Annotated in this window: 14 protein-coding genes and 2 pseudogenes; 5 read left to right on the top strand and 11 right to left on the bottom strand. The window is 60.0% G+C overall.

Going from position 1 to position 14,697, the window contains the following annotated elements; genetic code table 11:
- Position 1: 1 nt before the first annotated feature.
- From BLP23_RS15395 to BLP23_RS15375, 5 genes are all read right to left on the bottom strand, one after another.
- Positions 2-1,096 carry a glycosyltransferase family 4 protein gene (locus tag BLP23_RS15395; RefSeq protein ID WP_092585678.1) on the bottom strand — a complete coding sequence of 365 codons (1,095 nt, stop codon included), beginning with the start codon at positions 1,094-1,096 and terminating at the stop codon, positions 2-4.
- Between the two features lie 620 nt (positions 1,097-1,716).
- Positions 1,717-3,063: a Do family serine endopeptidase gene (locus tag BLP23_RS15390; RefSeq protein ID WP_092585677.1), complete on the bottom strand. Its 1,347-nt coding sequence runs from the start codon at positions 3,061-3,063 to the stop codon at positions 1,717-1,719.
- 659 nt (positions 3,064-3,722) lie between these two features.
- Entirely contained in the window at positions 3,723-4,145 is a 423-nt protein-coding gene (locus BLP23_RS15385) for an NADH dehydrogenase ubiquinone Fe-S protein 4 (RefSeq protein WP_092585676.1), read from the bottom strand.
- Between the two features lie 71 nt (positions 4,146-4,216).
- Positions 4,217-4,726, bottom strand: coding sequence for an Hsp20/alpha crystallin family protein (locus BLP23_RS15380; RefSeq protein ID WP_092585675.1), 510 nt, complete (start codon positions 4,724-4,726; stop codon positions 4,217-4,219).
- An 85-nt stretch (positions 4,727-4,811) separates the two neighbouring features.
- Positions 4,812-5,285 (bottom strand): Hsp20 family protein, encoded by a 474-nt coding sequence (locus tag BLP23_RS15375; protein ID WP_092585674.1) that lies wholly within the window; start codon positions 5,283-5,285, stop codon positions 4,812-4,814.
- A 381-nt stretch (positions 5,286-5,666) separates the two neighbouring features.
- Between BLP23_RS15375 and tauA the strand changes: the two genes are divergently transcribed.
- The 4 genes from tauA to BLP23_RS34960 all read left to right on the top strand — a co-directional run bounded on the left by tauA (position 5,667) and on the right by BLP23_RS34960 (position 8,546).
- A complete protein-coding gene (gene tauA / locus BLP23_RS15370; RefSeq protein WP_092585673.1) occupies positions 5,667-6,683 on the top strand; it encodes a taurine ABC transporter substrate-binding protein in 1,017 nt (338 codons plus the stop codon).
- Positions 6,684-6,743: 60 nt separating this feature from the next.
- On the top strand, positions 6,744-7,532 hold the full coding sequence (locus BLP23_RS15365; protein WP_092585672.1) for a taurine ABC transporter ATP-binding protein: 789 nt from the start codon (positions 6,744-6,746) through the stop codon (positions 7,530-7,532).
- 65 nt (positions 7,533-7,597) lie between these two features.
- On the top strand, positions 7,598-8,383 hold the full coding sequence (locus tag BLP23_RS15360; protein WP_092586095.1) for an ABC transporter permease subunit: 786 nt from the start codon (positions 7,598-7,600) through the stop codon (positions 8,381-8,383).
- A gap of 37 nt (positions 8,384-8,420) precedes the next feature.
- Complete coding sequence (locus tag BLP23_RS34960) at positions 8,421-8,546, top strand: hypothetical protein (RefSeq protein ID WP_267890083.1); 126 nt, start codon at positions 8,421-8,423, stop codon at positions 8,544-8,546.
- A gap of 193 nt (positions 8,547-8,739) precedes the next feature.
- On the opposite strand, the pseudogene BLP23_RS34550 reads toward BLP23_RS34960, so the two are convergent.
- A pseudogene (locus BLP23_RS34550) lies at positions 8,740-8,902 on the bottom strand (IS110 family transposase); the annotation flags it as partial.
- Between the two features lie 140 nt (positions 8,903-9,042).
- Here BLP23_RS34550 and BLP23_RS15355 point away from each other — a divergent pair.
- Positions 9,043-9,276, top strand: coding sequence for a hypothetical protein (locus BLP23_RS15355; protein ID WP_092585671.1), 234 nt, complete (start codon positions 9,043-9,045; stop codon positions 9,274-9,276).
- 602 nt (positions 9,277-9,878) lie between these two features.
- On the opposite strand, the pseudogene BLP23_RS35300 reads toward BLP23_RS15355, so the two are convergent.
- The 5 genes and pseudogenes from BLP23_RS35300 to BLP23_RS15325 all read right to left on the bottom strand — a co-directional run.
- Positions 9,879-10,073 (bottom strand): annotated as a pseudogene (locus BLP23_RS35300) (integrase core domain-containing protein); the annotation flags it as partial.
- Positions 10,070-11,116: an ABC transporter ATP-binding protein gene (locus tag BLP23_RS15340; protein WP_092585669.1), complete on the bottom strand. Its 1,047-nt coding sequence runs from the start codon at positions 11,114-11,116 to the stop codon at positions 10,070-10,072. The gene BLP23_RS15340 and the pseudogene BLP23_RS35300, both read right to left, overlap by 4 nt.
- A gap of 13 nt (positions 11,117-11,129) precedes the next feature.
- A complete protein-coding gene (locus BLP23_RS15335) occupies positions 11,130-12,830 on the bottom strand; it encodes a beta-fructofuranosidase (RefSeq protein ID WP_092585668.1) in 1,701 nt (566 codons plus the stop codon).
- Between the two features lie 2 nt (positions 12,831-12,832).
- Positions 12,833-13,726 (bottom strand): carbohydrate ABC transporter permease, encoded by an 894-nt coding sequence (locus BLP23_RS15330; protein WP_092585667.1) that lies wholly within the window; start codon positions 13,724-13,726, stop codon positions 12,833-12,835.
- Positions 13,719-14,651 carry a carbohydrate ABC transporter permease gene (locus tag BLP23_RS15325; protein ID WP_092585666.1) on the bottom strand — a complete coding sequence of 311 codons (933 nt, stop codon included), beginning with the start codon at positions 14,649-14,651 and terminating at the stop codon, positions 13,719-13,721. Before BLP23_RS15325 ends, BLP23_RS15330 begins: the two co-directional genes overlap by 8 nt.
- Positions 14,652-14,697 lie beyond the last annotated feature (46 nt).

Here is a 14,697-nt window from a genome sequence, read left to right as displayed (position 1 = left end):
CCTATGCGACAACCTGTAGTTCTGTAGTCCCTCCGGCAGCACGGCGTAGCGGCGCAGCTTTCAAGCGCACACCAGGCAATCCTCGATAGATTGCCAGATAATCCTTGGCCATGCGTTCTGCAGTGAAACGGCGCTCGAATGCAGCGCGGACCTGCCGACGATCAAGCTTCAAAAGCCACTCAATATTTTCAATGGCTTCCGCAACGCTATCGACGGCAATCCCCGAAACGCCATCTTCGATTATCTCCGGAACCGAGCCGCGACGGAAGGCCAGCACCGGCGTCCCGCAGGCCATGGCTTCGATCATGACCAACCCAAAGGGCTCCGGCCAGTCGATTGGGAAGAGAAGAGCACTGGCGTTGCCCAGGAAGCTAGCCTTCTGATGTTCGTTGATTTCGCCGATGAATTCCACATTTGGATGCATCTCGACCATCGGCTTGATGACGCTGTCCCAATAGACGTGGTCGACGGCATCCACCTTGGCGGCGATCTTGAGCGGCATGCCCACGCGCGCTGCAATCTCGATTGCCATGTCAGGGCGCTTTTCAGGTGAAATTCGCCCGAGAAAAGCGAGATATCCACCGCATGGACGTTCGGCGAACGGAAGAACATCGGTGGGCAACCCGTGATAGACGGTTCCTGCCCAACCAACGGCGGGCATTGGCACGCGTTGATCGTTTGAGATCGACACAAGCGGAATGTCGGCGAACGTTCTGTACAGGGGCTTCAGGTCAGGCAGATCCAGTCTTCCGTGGAGCGTTGTAACCGTCCGATCAGCAAATTCCCGGATCACCGGAAAATGCAGGAAATCAATGTGGAAATGCAACACATCGAAATCCTGAGCGCGCCGGCGGATTTCTTCCAACATAACGACCTGGTACGGCAAAGGGTCTTTTATGCTGGTATGGAGACGAAGGGCGACGTCGGAGCAGGAAACAAGTTTAGCGGACGTAATGGAATCGCCGCTGGCGAACAAGGTCACGTCATGTCCCTGCCGGACGAGCTCCTCTGTCAGGTACGAGACGATCCGTTCGGTTCCTCCGTAGAATTTTGGCGGAACTCGTTCCGCAAGTGGTGCTATCTGAGCGATCTTCATCGACAAAACCTCCTCATGTGAGCAGAGAATCGGCGGTAAAAACCACGCCCGCAGACGCGCGGCGTATTTGTCAGTGGCAGCAGATCAGGGTGGTTGGCAGGCACTATCTCCTTTCTCGTGCTGGTCGTTGTGGCGACATAACATAGCGTCAGCCGAAACGGCATCGAGCATGCCGGCAAGGGCGTGATGAGACTGTGGTCGATCCGGTGCAGTTTTTGCGGCCGCGCATTCACGCGCGCTTTTCGGTTTCATGTCACCGTCGAGCGCTTTGCGCGCTGACATGACTTCATCACAGCCTAGGGGCCGCGGACTTCCCGCAAGCCAGCGCTGCGCCGGGTTCGATTCAACAGCAAACCTGTCTGATGCCCAAGAAGCGGGGCTGCATAGAGTGCTAATTTGGGGGCCAAGTGCTCTTGAACCTGGAAACGCCGCCGGGCGGATAGTGCTCGCAGGTACGGCGTTGTCAGCCAAAAGCTCGTCAGGCCGACAAACGATCGCCGGGAAAGCGCCGGAACGGACGCCAGACTGGACACTACGGTTCCAACTTGCAATTTTCCATCGAGCAGATCTTCTCATCTCTTTTTCCAACCGATGAACGTGTCGCATGGACCCTTGATCTCTCAGCGGATCACGAGGAACAGTTTCTGACCGCCGCGAACGACTTCGAGCGCAATCGTTTCAGTCGCTCCTTCAAACGCCGCGTTCAAATCCGTGATCGTCGAGATCGGCTTGCGATTGATGGCAACGATCACATCGCCGGGGCGAAGTCCGGCACGCGCGGCTGGGCTGGTTTCCTCGACACTGACCACCGAGACACTGCCGGACCCTTCGTCAAATCGCGCACCCTGCAACCGATCAGGCATCTGAGCTTTTGCTGCGCCACGATCGGCTTCGATGCGCACCCTTGCCGTGTCGCGTACGCCATCGCGCACATAGGTAATTGCGATCTCGGAGCCTACCTCGGCAAGGCCAATTCGGTTGCGAAGATCGGTTGAGCCTGCGATTGCGCGATCGCCGACATTAGTTATCACATCGCCGGCCTGCAACCCGGCAGCTGCAGCCGGCGAGCGCTCCTCGACGCTGCTCACAACTGCCCCCTTGGTGTCGGCAATTCCAAGCGCCTGTGCAAGATCAGGGGTCAAATCTTGGATGGCAACGCCGATGCGGCCACGGCGCACCTCGCCGTGCTCGATGAGCTGTTTCATCACTGCTGAGGCCATCGCGATCGGGACGGCAAACCCGATGCCGACGTTCCCGCCGGCCGGCGCGATGATTGCAGTATTGATCCCGATCAAACGGCCCTCGGCGCTCACCAGCGCGCCCCCGGAATTCCCCGGGTTGATTGATGCATCCGTCTGTATGAAGTCCTCATAGCCCTCGATGTTGATGCCGCTTCGTCCAAGTGCGCTGACGATGCCTGCCGTGACGGTTTGGCCAAGCCCGAAGGGATTGCCGATTGCGACGACCGTGTCGCCGACCCGCAGTTTGTCGGATTCGCCAAAGGGCAGCGCCGTCAAATTGTCACCGCTAATCTTCAGCAGCGCGATATCGGTCGCCTTGTCGCTGCCGATCAGCTCGGCAGAAAGCCGGCGGCGGTCCTTCAGCGTTACCATGATCTGGTCGGCGCCCGCGACGACGTGGTGGTTGGTAAGGATATAGCCTTTTGCCGCGTCGACGATGACGCCGGAACCGGCGCTCATCCGCGGCTGCGCGTCGGGCAGGTTGAAGTAGCGGCGGAAAAAAGGATCATTATAAAGAGGATTGGCTTCCCCGGGGGTTCCAGATCTCACGGCGATGTTGACGACGGCCGGCGTCACTCCATCGAGTACATCGGCAAGACTGCCCGCCTTGGCGGCAACGGCCCCTGCCTGCGGCTCGGCCGGCAAGGCCGGCAGTGGGACCAAAATCATGAAGAATGAAACGAACGCACCAATTGCGGGTGTTGCAAAGGTCGAATGCGCAGTCATCCTCCTCCCTCGCCTCTCTCATCCTCCTGTTGGCGCCACCGACTGTTGTCGTCCCGTGCCCGTGGCGACAATCGGTCTCAGGCCGCCCCATGCCCCAACAAAACGCCACCTCTTTTAGACAAAACTGCCTTCAAGGTTGACCTTCTGGGCTATGCGGAAAATCGATTTGGTTTGGGAGCAAATCGGTTTCAAGAGGTTGAGATGAAAAATTTAGCACTCCATGCTACCGAGTGCCAAAACTTGTTTTCTTTGACCTACTGCTCAGGCAGCCCCTGGGGAAATCCGAGGCTTCCGGTATGCTACGCAGTGGGCAATTGCTGCAAAACCACAGCGCCGTAACGCTATCGACAACGCCGGCAACATATGCACCAAATGCCGTGGTCGCCAGCGCTGAAAAGCCTAGAATCGAAGGCTCGCCACGAGAGCCAGATACAATGAGGTTCGCCCCATTCCTCTGCTTGATCAACGTCTTGAGCGCCGCAAGCGCAACAGGGGCGATGCCAGGTCGGACGCTTAAGTGCTGCATAGGTCCCGACGGAACACCAAGATGTAAGGGAGACGGGGCAATAGCGACACCGGCAATGCGGTTGACGATGCCGAATGCCGATCGTCTGCTGAAGGGCCGCGCGTTTAGCATCGCTTCTTTACGGTTGGTTTCATCAACGGATGCTCGAATCCTTTGGGACGGAGGGCCTGGAGTTTCCCGAAAAACCACCCCGCACGACATAGCGCAACCCTTGGCGATCGGCATAGCGTATGGCCGACTGCAATGTCGGGAAGCGGAGTTCGATTTGCGTCAGCGGATCGTTATCGCCCGTCCAGCCCATCAACGGCTCGATGAAGCGCGCCCTGCGGCGCTCGAACGCAAGGCACCAGCCTTTGGCGGGGGTCGAACCAGACGTCATCACATTGCGGCCCGGCTTGAAGATGTGCGCAAGGGCATCATCTGGAAATAGCGAGCACCCCGTTGCCCGGGTGTCGGTTTGGACATCGGTTGAGGTGATTGCGGCCAGACCATCATCAGGCAGCGCCTGTTTTAGCGCGGATTTTTGTGGGCAAGTTGCGGCGATAAGGTCCTCCATCTTTCATCCCTCCGCAGTTGGCGAAGGACAGCCAGCGGTCCCTTAGGATGCCGCTGGCCTTGAAGCGTGCCTTAGCTGTTGATCGTAATGCGCTTGACCCGCGACTGCACCTTTTCGGTCTTTGGCAGCGAAACGCTCAACACGCCGTTGCGGAAAGTTGCGTCGACCTTGTCCTCCTCGACCTCACAGCCGAGCGGTATTCGACGCTCGAAGCGGCCGTAGTAGCGCTCCGAGAATTGCCGTTCTCCATCTTCGGTTTCCGAGCGCTTTTCGCCCTTCAGGGTCAGCACGCCGTTGTCCAGCAGGACCTCGACGTCCTTTATCTCAAGACCGGGCAGCTCGGCTGCCACCTTGATCTTCTCATCCGTCTCGAACACCTCGACATTTGGCCAGCCGCCGTTGAAGGACGCTAAGCTGCCAAAGCCGGAAAAACGGCTGTCGAAGGAACGGAACACGTCATCGAACAGCCGGTTCATTTCACGGTGCAGTGACAGGAATGGATTTTGCTCTTTGTCGCCGATCGGTGAGGGAACCTTCGAGCCGTTGTTCAGGCTCCACGGGATCAAGTCACGGACGGTCATAACGATTCTCCTTTCTGTTCCCAGAAATCACTCTTGGTGCCGGGCACTTGCCCGGCACCTGCCTACAACGCTGGATTTGGGGTGCTTAAGCGGCCGCCTCGGCGTCGATCTGATGCACCTTCCCCTGCTGGAGTGCCGTTTCGCCTGCGATCTCGATGCGGCGCGGCTTCATCTCCTCGGGGATTTCGCGGTTCAGATCTATCGTCAGCAGACCATCGACAAGCTTGGCTGCCGTGACCTTGACATAGTCGGCAAGCTCGAAGCGACGCTCGAACATATGGCTTGGAATGCCGCGATGCAGGTACTGGATAGCATCCTTGTCGGCCTTTTCGCCCGACACGATCAGCATATTCTGCTCATGCGTGATGCTCAGATCGTCTTGCGAGAAGCCGGCCACTGCCATGACGATACGATAGTCGTCCTCGCCGGACTTCACGATGTCGTACGGGGGCCAGTTTTCCGCTGGCACCGTTTGGCTCGCAGCCTCAAGCGCGTTCAACATTCGGTCGAAGCCGACGCTCGACCGGAAGAGCGGGGAGAAATCGAAAGTGCTTCTCATAGCCATATCCTCCTTCGAAGCAACATGGATACAAGACAGCGCCAAGCCGAAGACGTCTTGACGCCTGCTTGACTCAGCCCGGCCCCATTACTGGGCGACCGGGTATCTATAAATTTAATTCGAAGACAAGGGCATGCAAGAGGAAGTGTGATATTTTTGTCGCGCGGTCTGCGGCCCCCGACCAAGTTTGGTAGAGGGTTTGGCCCGGGCGTGGGGACGCTGCACCCCTAAAACAATCCGCAGAGGCGCCAGCGACGATAAATATTTATCCCCATAATCTATGATTATAGTTTGGTATTTCTCTTCCTTGCCTTTCTCCGACGCTAGGTTTTGAGCGTGATTTTATTCGGCTCGAAGGCCAGGGAAAAAAGGGGCATCACCATGAATATCAAAAATCTACTGGCTGCAGTCGTGATCGGCGTCGGCAGCCTGACCATCGCCGCTGCCACTGCTGATGCAGCGGACAGGAAGGTTGTGGTCGCTTATCAGACCGACGCCCTCCCCTCATCCGTGGCCATCGCCAATGGCGACTTTGCGAAGGAGACCGGATACGATATCGACTTCCGCAAATTCAACTCCGGCGCCGAGATCTTCGCCGCCATCGCCTCCGGTGACGTACAGATCGGCTATGTCGGCTCGAGCCCGTTTGCAGCTGCGGCCTCGCGCGGGCTGGAGGTCAAGGCCTTCTACCTCTCGTCGATCTCGGGCATCGACGAAGCGCTGGTCGTGCGCAACGACGCGGGCATTGAGAGCCTTAATGATCTGAGGGGCAAGAAGCTTGCCGCAGCGCCGGTTTCCACCGACCACTATCAACTGCTCGCGCTGATCAAGTCACTCGGCCTGTCCGAGAGGGATGTTCAGGTCTTCGCAATTCCCCAGCCTGAGATCGTTGCGAGCTATAACCGCGGCGACATCGACGGCGGCTTCGTCTGGGATCCGGCGCTGACCGAACTCAAGAAGAACGGCAAGGTGCTCGTTACATCCAGGGATGTCGCCGACAAGGGCGCACCGACCTTCTCCGCCTGGGTGGCGACATCGCAATTTGCGGCAGACAATCCCAAATTCCTGAAGAGCTTCGCTTCGGTCATCACGAAGAACTATGCATCGTTCGCAGCCGACAAGGCGGCATGGGGTCCAGATAGCGACAATGCCAAGTCGCTTGCCAAGCTCCTGGGCGGCACCGCTGAACAGCAGGCTGCGGCACTCAAGAACCTGACGCTCTTGACGCCAGAGGTGCAGGCGTCCGACGCCTGGCTTGGCGGCGGCGAGAAGTCTGGCGCGGCGAAGATCCTCAAGGACACCGCAACATTCCTGAAAGAACAGGGCAAAGTGTCGGACGTCCTGCCGAACTACGGCAACTTTGTTACCGCCGATGCGCTGAACAACGCCACGAACTGATCCTCCCTGACGCTGGCGCGCAATCCAGTGCGCCGGCGTCGAACCTTATGGAAATGACAGATGCTGAAAGTCGATCGTGCCAGCGTTTTCTTTGCAGCCCGCGATGGCCGAACCGTTCATGCGCTGGATCGGGTATCGTTCGATATCCCCGAGAGTGGTTTCGTCGTCGCGCTCGGCGCTTCGGGGTGCGGCAAGTCCACCCTGCTCAACGCCATCGCAGGGTTCCTTCCGCTCTCGGAAGGAGCGATCACACTCGATGGCCGCGCCGTCCAGCGCCCTGGCGCCGATCGCGGCGTCGTATTCCAAAAGGATTCGCTTCTGCCATGGACGTCCGTCATCGAAAACGTGGCTCTCGGTTTGAAGTTCGCTGGCGTCAAGAGACAGGCGCGAAATGACCAAGCATTGGAATTGCTCCGCCTCGTCGGCCTTGCCGAATTCGCCAAATCCTTTCCTTACGAGCTTTCCGGCGGCATGCGCCAGCGCGTCGGAATCGCGCGTGCTCTCGCGACCGATCCGGACATCCTGTTGATGGACGAGCCCTTCGGCGCGCTCGACAGCCTGACGCGGGAGCAGATGCAGGAACTATTGGTTTCTGTCTGGGCGAAAACGGCCAAAAAAGTCTTCTTCATCACCCACTCGATCGAAGAAGCGCTGTTTCTCGGCACTCAGGTCCTGTTGATGTCGCCGCGGCCAGGCCGCGTCGTAGCGCATTTCGATCTCGATTTCGTAAAGCGCTTTGCCGAAACCGGCGATGCGCGCTCCATCAAGGCCTCGCCGGAGTTCGCGGAGTTGCGCGAGGAGATCCGCAGCATTCTTCACCGAGGCAACGATTTCAGGAGCGCCGCGTGAGTGAGGTAACAGATACATCGTCACTCGCCACGGTACCTTCGAAGCCGCAGGTCAAGGTCGTGAAAATGGCGAGTTTCGGGGTCGGCGAACAGCCGACGGTTTCGATCAGCATCGCAACGGGGGTTGCGATCGTCTTTCTCTGGTGGCTCGTCTCAGAACTCGGTCTCGTCCCACGTCTTTTCCTTCCGCGACCTGACGAGGTCCTTGCTCAGATCAGCGTCGTCTATCGCGATGGTTATGCGGGTGCGTCCCTGTTCGAGCATATTCGCGCCAGCCTGTTTCGCATCGTCGTTGCCGGGATCGTCGCGGTTGCCGCGGGCATTCCGCTGGGCCTGCTGATGGGGCTCAATCGTTGGGCAAAGGGCATTCTCGATACGCCCATCGAGTTCTACTGGCCGCTTCCTCCCCTCTCCTATCTACCCTTGATGATCATCTGGCTCGGTATTGGCGAGACATCGAAAATCACGTTGCTGGTGCTCGCAATGTTCGCTCCCATCTGCCTATCGGCCCAGGCCGGTGTCCGATCATTGCCGATCGAGCGCGTCAACGCGGCCCGCTCGCTCGGCGCAAGCCGCCTGCAGCTTTTCATAGATATCGTACTGCCATCGGCACTGCCTGAAATTCTGACTGGAGTGCGAATCGCCGTCGGCATCGGTTGGGGAACCCTTGTCGCTGCCGAGTTGATCGCCTCCACACGCGGTATCGGCTTCATGATCATGTCGGCCTCCCAATTCCTCGCAACCGACGTCGTCTTCGTTGGCATCGGCATTATCGCCATCTGCGCTTTCGCATTTTCCGCCGCGATCCGGTTTTTGGAGGCTCTGCTGGTGCCTTGGAAAGGGAAACTTTGATGAAGCATAGATGGACCGCGGGTGAGAAAGCCACGGAATGACAGACGATATTCCGGATCATTCGGACGGCCCATCAGAAAAGCGCTGGCCACGAGCGTTCTGGCTCGCTTGGGCGGCATTGATTGCGCTGCCGGTCGTTATCATCTGGATCTGGGCGGATTAGTTTTCAGAGAGCTTGCTGCCTGACGGCGCTCCCACCTTAACCGACCTGAGAAACGCCGGAATTGACTGATGGTTCACAGGGGTCAGATTGTGTCCGTTGTCGCAGGACGCTTGGCCGCGTCTGCGTCGCTCACACTGCCGCTGGAAATAGGGATACGCAATCCTTTGCAAGGAACGCCGGTGGTCGCCGGATAGACGGTCCTGCGCAGCCGCACGTAAAATATCCGCTCACGGAGCGCGGCACGAAGCTCTCGGGCCTTCGCTTAGTGCCCAGGCTTCCGGCACCAGGTCGGCTCGAAGCAGATGCGCAGCACCGACCCATCGATCTTGCCCGTCTTTGATCTTGGCGTCGGCGATCCCCAGGCATCAACGCCGATGACAACCGAGGGATCCTCATGTATGGTCGCCGCCCGGTGGGGTACCGGCACTCGGTAGGATTTCGGCCCGGTGCACGGTTCAATTGTGGCATGCGAGTTGGGCAATGTGGGAGTTCGCGGATGCTTGAGTTGTTGGCCTTGGAGCCTGAATGCTTCTACTGGGCAAGACGCAGGGAAACCGGAGGCGCCTGGGAGGTCGTGCAGATTTCAACGGTTTTCGGCGCCGGCCGCGACTATTGGACGGTCGCCATAACCGGATCGGATGTCCACCACATGGTGGACGACTTCGAATTTCTGACGAGGGTTGCCTTGCCGGAGCCCAATATCATTCCCCTATCACAGGCCGCCGAGTAAGCATCGAATCGCAGCAAGGGGACAGCGGCCGGGAATGGCGCCATCCAAATTTCGTCCGCCGCCCAGTGTCTATGACATGGCGAGCCTATCGAACTGGCCGGCCGGCGCTTGACTGCGATCGGCGAGTGCCAGCATCCGAGTTCTGCCATCGCAGTGGCGGCAAGAACTACAGCTTCTCGCTCGCCAACGACGATGGGTTCTTTTTGCAGCAATAACATTCTTGGCCGCAATGGTGGTCGTGCGGCTGTCGTTATTCGTTCAATCGGCGAGGTCGTGAATGAACCTGCCGGAGATGCGCCTGCGCGTCCAAAGTGCTCGAGGTTGACAACCCTTGCCAATGGGCTGGCAACGATCAAGCCTATGAACCAGTCCGGGGCGGCACGCTTCGTCAGGCTTATTGGCCCGCGCGGTTCCGATATTCGCTGGGATGCCAGGAGAAGGAGCCCAGGCCTTCGGCGCGAATATGACCGACGCCAGGGAAGGGAAGATGGGCGGGGCAACGAGTTCGCGACCCTTTGCCAGTTCTCCCTGCTGTGAATTGCGTCTGCTGTCTCTTGCCGCTGTTCCGGGAGACTGGCTTCGTAAGCGTCTGGCGCGAGATAGTCGAGGGCCGAGTGCAGGCGCTGCCTGTTGTAACGACCTCGATGAAATTCGCCGATCCTGGTCCTTGCATCGTCCAGGCTGCGATACGCCTGACCATCCACCTCCTCTTCCTTCAGGGTCCTCATGAATCTCTCGGCCTTCGCATTATCGTAGGGATTGCCGACGCGGCTCAGCGGGAGGCGCCGGGGGATCAATCTATGCGATTGCCTTCGGCGGAGAAGAGGTGGATTTTCTCGGATTTGGGCGCGAGGTGGATTTGCTGGTCGGGCTTTAAATCCACCCGCCGGTGCAGCACGATGGTTGCCGTCTGCGTGCCGACACGCACCGAAAGATGGGTCTCCGCACCGGTCGGCTCGACAGTCAGCACGGTGGCCGCAATGCCCGTCTCCGCAATGTCGAGGTCTTCCGGGCGGATGCCGTAGGTGCGCGCCGCGCTTTGGATCAATTGTGGCGGAAGCGGCAGGGAAACACCGCCTTCGATACGGAAGCCGCCGTCGCTGACGCCACCCTCGAAGAGATTCATCGACGGCGAGCCGATGAAGGCGGCGACGAAGGTGTTATCTGGGCGGTCGTAGAGATCGAGCGGCTTGCCGATCTGCTCGATGCGGCCGGCGCGCATGACGACGATCTTGTCGGCCATGGTCATCGCCTCGATCTGGTCGTGGGTGACGTAAACGATGGTAGTGCCAAGGCGCTGATGCAGCTCCTTGATCTCGCTGCGCATGGTCACCCGCAGCTTGGCGTCGAGGTTGGACAGCGGCTCGTCAAAGAGGAACACTTTCGGATGGCGTACGATGGCGCGGCCCATGGCGACGCGCTGGCGCTGGCCGCCGGAAAGCTGTTTCGGCAGGCGCTCCAGCAGGGGTTCAAGTGCGAGAATGCCGGCGGCTTCGCTCACCAGCTTGTCGATTGTCGCCTTATCGCGCCCCTGCAACTTCAGGGCAAAGCCCATATTTTCGCGCACCGTCATGTGCGGATAGAGCGCATAGGACTGGAACACCATGGCGATATCGCGCTCCTTCGGCGCGACGTCGTTGACGACGCGGCCGTCGATGCGGATTTCACCGCCGCTGATATCCTCTAGCCCCGCCAGCATGCGCAGAAGCGTGGACTTGCCGCAGCCGGACGGCCCGACGAGCGTGACGAACTCACCGTCCTCGATATCCGCGGAAACCCCGTGGATAACGGAGGCCGCGCCGTATTGCTTCAGAACCCGGTCGATTGCTACCGATGCCATTGTCTGTCCTCCCTCACAGTTTCAATTGCCAGACGCCTGCCTCGGCGACGGCGCCGGTGAGCGTTGCCGAACGTGCGGCGGCAAAGCCCGGAATGCGTTTGGACCCCGTCCAGCGGCCGTTGTCAGCGAAGACCTCGATGGAGCCGGCATCGAGGAAGATGCGCAGGCTCGACGGTTTCGCGCCGGTGGCGACGTACCGTGGCGGCGTCTTATCGGTGCGAGCATCGAAGACAATCGCCAGACCATCGGTATCGAGTTTCACGCCTAGATCGACATCCGGATGATCGAAGGTGAGATCGAAGGCGGCGCCCGGCTCGGTGAGATCAAGTACGATCTCGACGGCGCCGGTGCCGAGCGGCACGGTCTTGCCGGCGGCAAGCGCGGTATCGTCCAGCAACTGATGGCGCAGGCTTTCGACGGCTGCGACCGGCGGGGTCAGCACGGCGTCGCCGTCGAGAAGCACGCGGCGCGGCAGGGTCATGGTCGTCGGGAAATCGTCCTTCTTGGAAAAATCCGTCCAGTTGGCGAGCCAGGCGATGCCGACCGGCTCGTCGCCATCAACGAAGGCCTGGAAGGCATAGGCATCCGAACCGAAATCCAACTCCTGCTCGAACTCCGCCGTGAAGGTGCGGCCATCGAAACCGCCAACGATGACGGAGGTGAGGTTGCGGCGGCCGGTGGCCGGGTCGCGGCTGGTGAGTAGACCGAAGATCAGCGCCCAGCGGGTTTCTGCGTTTTTGCCGGAAAGCGGCACCATGCAGGGGCATTCCGCCGCCGTCATGCCGAAACCGTCCTCGCGATGGATGACGCCGAGGAAGGTCCAGCCATCGGCGCCTTGCGCGTCTGCGGTTTCATAGAGCAGTACGACGCCGCCCTGCCTGTCGCGGCTGCCGAGCAGCATCTTCCAGCGGCCGTCCGGGCCTTTGAAGACATAGGGGTCGCGGAAATCGGTGGTGAGGTTCAAGCCTTCCGGTCGCAGCGGCATCACGGTTTCCGACGGGCCGGCGACGATGCCGTCGCGGCTGACGGCGGAAAGCTGGATTTGCTCTTCCGGTTGCCGATCACGCACATGCTCGGTGTAGAAGACGCGGATTTCCTCGCCTTCTGGGCCGGTGCCGGGGATCGCCGAGCCGGAGAAGGCGCCGCCGCGGCCATCGTCCTTTTCCGATAGATGCGCTGTCGGGAAGAGGAAGATGGGCAGATGTGTCCAGCGTACGAAATCCTTCGAGAGAGCATGGCCCCAGTGCATAGTGTTCCAGCGCGGCTCATGAGGATAATGCTGGTAGAAGAGGTGAGCGTTTCCGCCGAACCGTCCAAAACCGTTCGGATCGTTCATCCAGCCGAAGGGCGGACGGAAGTGGTAGCTGTCGGGCACGTCGGGGGCGGCGGTGCGGGCGTCGCTGTGCAGGACGCGGATGCCCTCCTTCATCACGGTTTCCGGCCGGAAGGCATAAGCGACGGAAAGCGCTGTGGTTGTCGCATCATAAGACAGCGTGGCACGACCGCCTTTCGCGAGCGTCACAGCGAAGAACTCAAATTCCCCCGTGCGGCGGGTCGAGGGCTCGCCGATGTCGTTGCCATCAACCGCGACGAAGAGCTTCGCCTCGCCGCCGGCACGGCGCGCCTTCAGCCAGAGATGCAGCACCGTGCCTTCGGGGAGCTCCGCTTCGATGGTTTCAGGTGCTGACGTTTCGCATTTTGCCTGCAGAGACATAATCAACCTTTCACGGCGGAGCCGACGAATGAACTGACGAACCAGCGCTGGAAAGCCAGATAGAGAATGAGGACGGGGATCATCATCAGCACCGAGGCGGCCATGGCACGGTCCCAGTAGATGCTGTCCTGTCCGAAGAAGGTGGCGATGGCGACGGCAATCGGCCGAGCATAGTCGGTCTGGGTGACCAGCGTCGGCCAGAGATACTGGTTCCAGCTTTCGATGCCCATGAGGATCGAGACCGTGGCGAGCGCCGGCAGGCTGAGCGGCATGTAGATCGACCGGTAGATGCGGAAGGCCGATGCGCCATCCATTTCCGCCGCTTCATAGAGTTCCTTCGGCAGCTGCGCGAAGAACTGGTAGAAGAGGAAGACATAGAGCGGGCTTGCCACCCAGGGCAGGATCTGCACCGCGAAGGTATCCGTCAGCCCCGCCCGCGACATCATGACGACGAGCGGCATGATGATGCTTTCCTGCGGGATGACATAGAGCGCGACGACCAGCGCCAAGAGCGCCGCCTTGCCGCGCAGCGAGCCCCAGGCCAGAACGAAGCCAGCCATGGAATTGATGACCAGACCCGAGACGACTGTGGCGACGAGGATCACCAGCGAATTGAAGAGATATCGGCCATAGGCCAGCTCGCCGGAGAAATGGGCGATCTCCTTGTAGTTCGACAGCGTCGGGTCGCTGACCCAGAAGGCGCGGAAGCTGCCCATGTCGGCGAGGATGTGGAAGCGGTCGTCCTTCAGGCTGGCGATCAGCAGCATGAACAGCGGCGAGATCATCACCAGCGCGATGACCAGGATGCAGAGGCTCTGCACGATGCGCAGGCTTCTCTTGCCGCTGCCCCTTGCGATTGCCAGCGGGGCGGGCTGGCTCAAAGCGATATCAGACATCGAAGCGCCTCAGGAGTTTGCGTTGCAGGAGCGCGATCAGAAGAACGATGACGAAGAGGATGACGGAAACGGCCGATGCGTAGCCGAGTTTCTGCTCCTCGAAGCCGGCGCGCACCATGTAGTGGACAACGGTTTCGGTGCTTTCCTTCGGGCCGCCCTGGGTGAGGATCGCCACCTGCGTATAGAGCTTGAAGGCCTGGATGGTAGTGATGACCAGCACGAAGACATGGGTCGGGCGAAGGCCGGGCATGGTGACGTGCCAGAAGCGGCGCAGCACGCTTGCCCCGTCGATGCGGGCGGCATCGTATAGTTCTTCGGGAATGCCCTGCAGGCCGGCGAGGTAGATGATCATCTGAAAGCCATAGGCCTGCCAGGCTGAAAGCAACACGATGGAGAACATCGCCCAGTTGGGATCGCCGAGCCAGTCGATCGGCTGGATCGTGCCGCCGGAAAGGAAACCGACGATCTGGTTGAGCGGGCCGCTCGGATACTGGAACAGCGTGCCCCAGATGACGCAGACCACCACCATGGAGGTGATCGCCGGCAGGAAGAACAGCCCGCGCAGCAGGTTTTGCATCGGCAGCTTCTGATGCAAAAGTAGCGCGGTCAGGAAGGCGAGGCCGCACTGCACCGGCAGCACCCAAATGGTGAAGCGCGTAACGTTCCACAGCGAGGTCCAGAACAGCGGATCGGTGAAGACGCGCTCGAAATTCAGGAGGCCGACGAAGCGCACCGGGGTCGGGCGCGGCACCAGCGGCTGGTTGGTCATCGCCGTCCAGAAGGACAGGAGGAACGGCGTGATCAGGAATATGGCCAGAAGCAGAACGGCAGGCGCGATCATCGCCATTTCCTGCCAGAGCCGCTGCTTGTCGCGGCGTTTCGCCGGACGCCGCAAAGCGGGCGTGGAGGTCTCTTGCAAAGTCATTGTTTCCTCCTCATCGGTCATCCCCCGAGATAGCCCAGGGCCGGCC

The organism is Rhizobium mongolense subsp. loessense (assembly GCF_900099775.1).
Taxonomy (GTDB): domain Bacteria; phylum Pseudomonadota; class Alphaproteobacteria; order Rhizobiales; family Rhizobiaceae; genus Rhizobium; species Rhizobium loessense.
Note: the sequence above shows the minus strand (reverse complement) of the source record. Positions and strands in the feature narration are given on the sequence as shown.